The following is a 5,496-nucleotide window of genomic DNA, read 5'->3' on the forward strand; positions in this document are numbered from 1 at the left end:
GTATGGGGGGCCCCCCTTGTCCCCGGGGGGCCGGGTCCCCCGCGGGGGGGCCGCCGCCCGGGGACCGCCGCCGCCGGGGGGGGCCCCCGCCCGCGGGGCGGCACCGTTCAGGAGACGGCGTACCGGGCGAACAGGGCCCGCTGCTCGTCCTGCCACGTCCATTCGGCCGGGCGGGCGAACGGCAGCCGGCGCGCCAGGACGGAGAACTGCCCGGACGGCTCCCGGCTCGCCTTGTTGACCACGATCGCCGAGAGCATCGGCGCGCCGCCGTCCGCGTTCTCGTGGAGGCAGACGTCCTCGAGCAGGTACGTCATGATGCCGCGGTGCGGTGTCACGGTGGTGAAGCCCTGCTCCGCGAGCGCGGCGCTCAACTCGCCGTAGGAGATGTCCCGGCCGGCGCCGGCCCGCTCCCGCAGGATCCGTACGGCGGCCTCGCACAGCCCGGGGTAGTCCGGATCCGTCCGCTTCATCACAGCCTCCTGATGGTCAGTCAGGTAGGCAGGTTAGCGCGGGTGGTCCCGGCCCGTCCCCGGTTCGGCGGCCCCGGCCGGCGGGTGCCGTCCGGCGGCCGCGGGCAGGTCCCGGCGGGCCGGTCCGGGCCGACTGGTTGAATGCCGGGGGGCGCGGCGATCCCGGGCCCCGGCCGATCCACCGTGCCCGACCGAGGTCCGAGGTCCGATGCCCACCCTGCAGCCGCTCGTCGCCGCGTTCGCCCCGATCTGGATCCTGACCGCGATCGGCTACCTGGTCGGCCGGACCGGCCTGCTCGGCGCGCCGGCGGAACAGGTGCTGAGCCGGTTCGTCTTCCATGTGGCCATGCCCGCGGCGCTGTTCACCATGGTGGCCCGGACGCCGCTCGGCGCGTTCGCCAACTCCTCGATGGTCGCCTTCGTCGCCGGGACCGTGATCGCGTCCGGCCTGGGCCTGGCCGCGGGCCGCTGGCTCTTCGGCCGCGAGCCCGCCGACCAGGCCATCAGCGGCATGGCGGCCGGCTACGTCAACTCCGGCAACCTGGGCATCCCGGTGGCCGTCCAGGTGCTCGGCGACGCGTCCTTCGTGGCACCCGTGCTGCTCTTCCAGGTCCTGGTGGTCACCCCGATCGTCCTGTCGGCCCTCGACGCCGGCACCGGGACCACCCGGAGCGCCGCCGCGCGGGTGCGCCGGGCGGTGCTGCTGCCGCTGCGCAACCCGATCATCCTCGGCGCCGGGCTCGGCGCGCTGCTGTCGGCGACCGGCCTGCACCTTCCCGCCGTCCTCGGCCACTCCTTCGACCTGCTGGGCGCCGCCGCGGTGCCGACCGCGCTGGTGACCCTGGGCATGTCGCTGCACGGCCGCCGGGCCGCACCCGTGACCGGCCTCACCGCGGAGACCGGCGTGGCGGTCGCCATCAAGACCGTCGTCCAGCCGCTGACCGCGCTGGCGGTCGGCTCACTGCTCCTCCACCTGCCGCCGCACCAACTCCTCGCCGTCGTCCTGCTCTCCGCCCTTCCCACCGCGCAGAACGTCTTCACCTACGCCCGCGAGTACAACCGGAACACCGCGCTGGCCCGCGAGTCCGTCCTGGGATCCACCCTGCTGTCGATGGCCACCCTCTCCACCATCGCCTGGAGCCTCGGCGGCCACTGACCGGCACTCGGGTCGGAGCACGCTCCGACCGCCGGCCCTGCGGAGCAAGGGCCCGAGCGTTCGGCGCCCGGGCCTCGTCGGGATACTTCAGGGGTGCTCCTGACGTGGATCGCCGAGGTGGCCGACGAGCCGCCGGTGCTGGAGCCCGCCGACCGGCGGGCGGAGTGGACGGCCGCCACCTGGTGGCTGAGCGCGGAGGACGAGGACGCGTCGAGGCCCGTGGTCGTCAGCAGCGGGTAGGCAGGAGCATCGCCGCCCCGGTTCAGATCTCCTCGTCCGCGTACAGCTCGTGGATCTCCAGGCCTTCGGGGCCGAGGCCGGTCTGGATGGCGTGCTGCTGCATGCGGGGGCCGTACTCGGGGTGTTCGGCGGGGTCGTCCCAGGCGTCGGTGTCGTCGAGGGCCAGGCCGGCCTCGACCGCGAGGTAGACGTCCAGACCCGGGTACTCGACGCCGACGTACGGGATGTCGTCCATGTCGGCGACCAGGACGGGGTATTCGCCGTGGGAGTCCGGTTCGCCGAGGTAGAGGAAGCGGCGGGAGTCGCAGCCGCCGACCAGCGGCAGGCACAGCCCCGGCAGCAGGGTCTCGAACTCGGCGAAGGAGTCCCGCCAGACACTGTCGGCCGGCCCGAACTCGAACATCCTGGCCACGGTCGCGGAGAGCGTCCCCGCGTCGAACCGCGGGGCCGCCGGGTCCGCGTACCAGCCGATCGCCGCGAGCCAGGAGGCGTCGAACGCGAGCCAGCGGCGCAGGCTCGGCGGCAGGGGCCGACCGTCGGGCAGGGTCAGGGCGTCCAGGACGTCCGGCGGCAGCGGGACCGCGGTGTCGATGTCGGGCGCGTCGGTGGTGTCCCAGCCGTCCCGGCCGACGATCTCGATCACCTGGTCGATGAGCCGGGCGCCGTGCATGCTCGCATCCATGGCGGGTACTGTTCCACGCCCCTCCGACAGCCGGGCGGTGCGGTCCCCGTCCGGTCGCAGGACCGGGGCGGTCCGGTGCCTCCAGCGGCCGCGGCCGGGGCGGAAACCCGGTTGAGGGCCGCGGTGGCGCGGGGCGACCATCGGGGGATGGCTCCCCTCCCCTCCGCTCTTCCCCCTGACGGCCGTGCCGGTATCGACGCCGAGCTGGTGCGGCGTCTGCTGCGCGCCCAGTTCCCGCAGTGGAGCGGTCTGCCGGTGACACCGGTGGAGGTCGACGGGTGGGACAACCGGACGTACCGGCTGGGACCGGAGATGACGGTCCGGCTGCCGACGGCCGCCGGGTACGTGCCCGCGGTCGCCAAGGAGTGCCGCTGGCTGCCCAGGCTGGCACCGGGGCTGCCGGTCGCCGTCCCGGCCGTGCTGGCCGTGGGCGAGCCGGGGGAGGGGTATCCGTTCCCGTGGTCCGTGCGGGGCTGGCTGCCGGGTGAGAGCGCCGAACGGGGACGGATCGACGACCTGCCCGAATTCGCCGTCTCCGTCGCGGGCTTCGTCCGCGCGCTGCAGCGCTGCGATGCGGCCGGAGGCCCGTCCGCCGGGCCGCACAGCTTCCACCGGGGCGCCCCGCCGGCCCACTACGACGAGGAGACCCGGCGCTGCCTGGCCGCGCTGGACGGCCTGATCGACATGGACCGGGCCACCGCGGTCTGGGACGCCGCCCTGGCGGCGCAGTGGCGCGGGGCGCCGGTGTGGTTCCACGGCGACGTCGCGGCCGGCAACCTGCTGGTCGCCGACGGGCGGCTGGCCGCCGTCATCGACTTCGGGACCTCCGGCGTCGGCGATCCGGCGTGCGACCTGGTCATCGCCTGGACGATGTTCTCCGGCCGCAGCCGCGAGGCGTTCCGGCACGCCGTCGCCCAGGACGACGGGACGTGGGCGAGGGCCCGGGGATGGGCGCTCTGGAAGGCGCTGCTGGTCGCGGTCGACCACCTCGGCACCGACCCGGCACGGGTCGCCGCCGACCTGGAGGTGGTCGCCGAACTCCTGGACGAGCATGCGCACATGGCCTGAGTCCACCGGCCCCCGGTCGCCTCCACGGGAGGGCCTACCGATGGGTGACTGATGCGGCGCCGGGGCGCCCCCGCCTACCGTGGAGCACACACCGCAACCGCCCACGAACCATGGAGGACGCCATGACCGCCTACGCCGTCGCCCGGCTGCGCGAGGTCCGGTTCGGCCCGCAGATCGCCGAGTACCTCCGGCGGATCGACGACACCCTCGACGCGTTCGGCGGACGGTTCCTCGTCCACGGCGACCCGTACGAGGTGAAGGAGGGCAGTTGGACGGGCGACACCATCATCATCGCCTTCCCGGACCCGGCCAGCGCGCACGCCTGGTACGACTCGCCCGCCTACCGGGCCATCCTGCCGCTGCGGACCGACAACTCGGCCGCCGACGTGATCATCGTGGCGGGCACCGAGCCCGGCCACCGCGGCGTCGACGCGCTCAAGAACCTCCCGCCGGTGGACTGACCGGACATCAGGCCCCGCCCCCGTACCCCGGTGTGCGGCCGCTCACCGCGCCGTCGGATGATCTCTGACGGGACGACACCACGGGGAGGCGCGGATGGCAGCGGAGACGGGCGCGGATACGGGCACGGGCAGGGGCGCGGACGGGGAGCGGGCCGGGGCACCGACGTGCCGCCCCCTGCTGGAGGGGGCGCTGCCGGACCGGCTGGTGCACGCACCGACCCGGCGGCTGCTGGTCGAGATCGGCCTGCCGTACGGCTGTGGTGCGCCGGGGCTGGACCTCGCCACCGATCCCGCGGTCCTGCTCCGCCCGCTCGCCGACCTGATCGACGGGCCGTCGACGGGTGCGGACGACCTGCTCGTGCTCGGCGAGGTCGGCCGGGACCACCTGGTGCTGGACGGCCGGACCGGCCGGGTCGCCCTGGCCGCTGCCGGGCGGCGCCCGTCGACCGGTGTCCTGCTCGACCCGGTCGCCACCGACCTCGCCGCCTTCCTGGCCGGGCTGGCCGCACTGGCGGCACTGCGCACCGGCGCCGCCGACCCGGCCGCGCTGCAGGGCCGCCGCGGCCCGGCGGTGGCCGACGAGGTGCGGGCGGCCGCGCTGGGCAGGATGCGGGCCGCCGATCCCGCGGTGTTCTCGCCGAGCGGTGACGCCCCGTACTGGAGTGCGGCGGTGCTGCTGGAGAGCCTGCGCTGGGCGGCCCGGCCGGGCGCGTGGGATGCGACGGACGGCGAGGGCCGGCTCGCCCACGGGATCACGCCGGACCTGGCGGCCGAGCTCGGCCCGCTGCTGCCGGTCGCCGACGCCGACCTGCCCGCCGTCCTGCGCCACCGTCCGACCCGGCGGCTGCTGACCGCCGTCGGGCTGCCCTCCACCGGCCTGCTGCGCGGGGACGAGGAGCGCCCGCTGGCGACCCTCGGCGAGCGCATGCCCTGGTACGCCGAGGAGGCGGCCGATGCCGATCCCGATGCCGATCCCGTGGACGGTGCCGCAGGGCCGGGCCGGGTCTTCCTGGGCCTGTCCGTCTACGACTGTGCCGTCCTGCTCGACGGCGACACCGGCCGGATCTCGGTGCTGTCCGACGAGGGTGACGAGGAGTGGCCGGCGCCCGGACTGAGCACCGACCTCTCGGCGTACTACCTGACGATCTGGGTGCTGGCCCGGCTGCGCACCGAGGCAGGCCGTTGGACGGGCCGCTGCGCGCCGGTGCAGTGGCAGGTGTTCGACCAGGTGGAGCTGCTCGCGGAGGAGGGCCGGCGGCTGCTGGCCGACCTGGACCCGCCGGCCTTCGCCGACGAGGAGAGCCTGTGGAACGCTCTGGCCGACGACGGCCACATGGGCGGCCTGCTCGGCTGAACCTCCCCGGCGGAGGCCGGTCCGGGGCCGGGGGGGCCCCACAACGCGCGCACACACCCCGCGAG

Annotated in this window: 7 protein-coding genes; 5 read left to right on the forward strand and 2 right to left on the reverse strand. The window is 75.4% G+C overall.

The genetic code is table 11. The features are described from left to right. Positions 1-107 precede the first annotated feature (107 nt). Positions 108-470: a hypothetical protein gene (locus ACFV0G_RS07525; protein ID WP_380543154.1), complete on the reverse strand. Its 363-nt coding sequence runs from the start codon at positions 468-470 to the stop codon at positions 108-110. A 208-nt stretch (positions 471-678) separates the two neighbouring features. Here ACFV0G_RS07525 and ACFV0G_RS07530 point away from each other — a divergent pair, with 208 nt between their 5' ends. Both ACFV0G_RS07530 and ACFV0G_RS07535 read left to right on the forward strand, forming a co-directional pair. Then, on the forward strand, positions 679-1,626 hold the full coding sequence (locus ACFV0G_RS07530; RefSeq protein WP_380543157.1) for an AEC family transporter: 948 nt from the start codon (positions 679-681) through the stop codon (positions 1,624-1,626). A 93-nt stretch (positions 1,627-1,719) separates the two neighbouring features. After that, entirely contained in the window at positions 1,720-1,866 is a 147-nt protein-coding gene (locus ACFV0G_RS07535) for a hypothetical protein (protein ID WP_380543160.1), read from the forward strand. Between the two features lie 22 nt (positions 1,867-1,888). On the opposite strand, the gene ACFV0G_RS07540 is transcribed toward ACFV0G_RS07535, so the two are convergent. Continuing rightward, entirely contained in the window at positions 1,889-2,548 is a 660-nt protein-coding gene (locus ACFV0G_RS07540; protein WP_380543162.1) for a hypothetical protein, read from the reverse strand. A 147-nt stretch (positions 2,549-2,695) separates the two neighbouring features. Between ACFV0G_RS07540 and ACFV0G_RS07545 the strand changes: the two genes are divergently transcribed. The 3 genes from ACFV0G_RS07545 (at position 2,696) to ACFV0G_RS07555 (ending at position 5,431) form a co-directional block, all read left to right on the forward strand. Then, positions 2,696-3,616 carry an aminoglycoside phosphotransferase family protein gene (locus tag ACFV0G_RS07545; protein ID WP_380543165.1) on the forward strand — a complete coding sequence of 307 codons (921 nt, stop codon included), beginning with the start codon at positions 2,696-2,698 and terminating at the stop codon, positions 3,614-3,616. 122 nt (positions 3,617-3,738) lie between these two features. Next, on the forward strand, positions 3,739-4,077 hold the full coding sequence (locus ACFV0G_RS07550) for a DUF1330 domain-containing protein (RefSeq protein ID WP_380543168.1): 339 nt from the start codon (positions 3,739-3,741) through the stop codon (positions 4,075-4,077). Positions 4,078-4,171: 94 nt separating this feature from the next. Then, positions 4,172-5,431, forward strand: coding sequence for an SUKH-4 family immunity protein (locus tag ACFV0G_RS07555; RefSeq protein WP_380543171.1), 1,260 nt, complete (start codon positions 4,172-4,174; stop codon positions 5,429-5,431). Positions 5,432-5,496 lie beyond the last annotated feature (65 nt).

The organism is Kitasatospora sp. NPDC059571 (assembly GCF_042735675.1).
In the GTDB taxonomy this organism is placed as follows: domain Bacteria; phylum Actinomycetota; class Actinomycetes; order Streptomycetales; family Streptomycetaceae; genus Kitasatospora.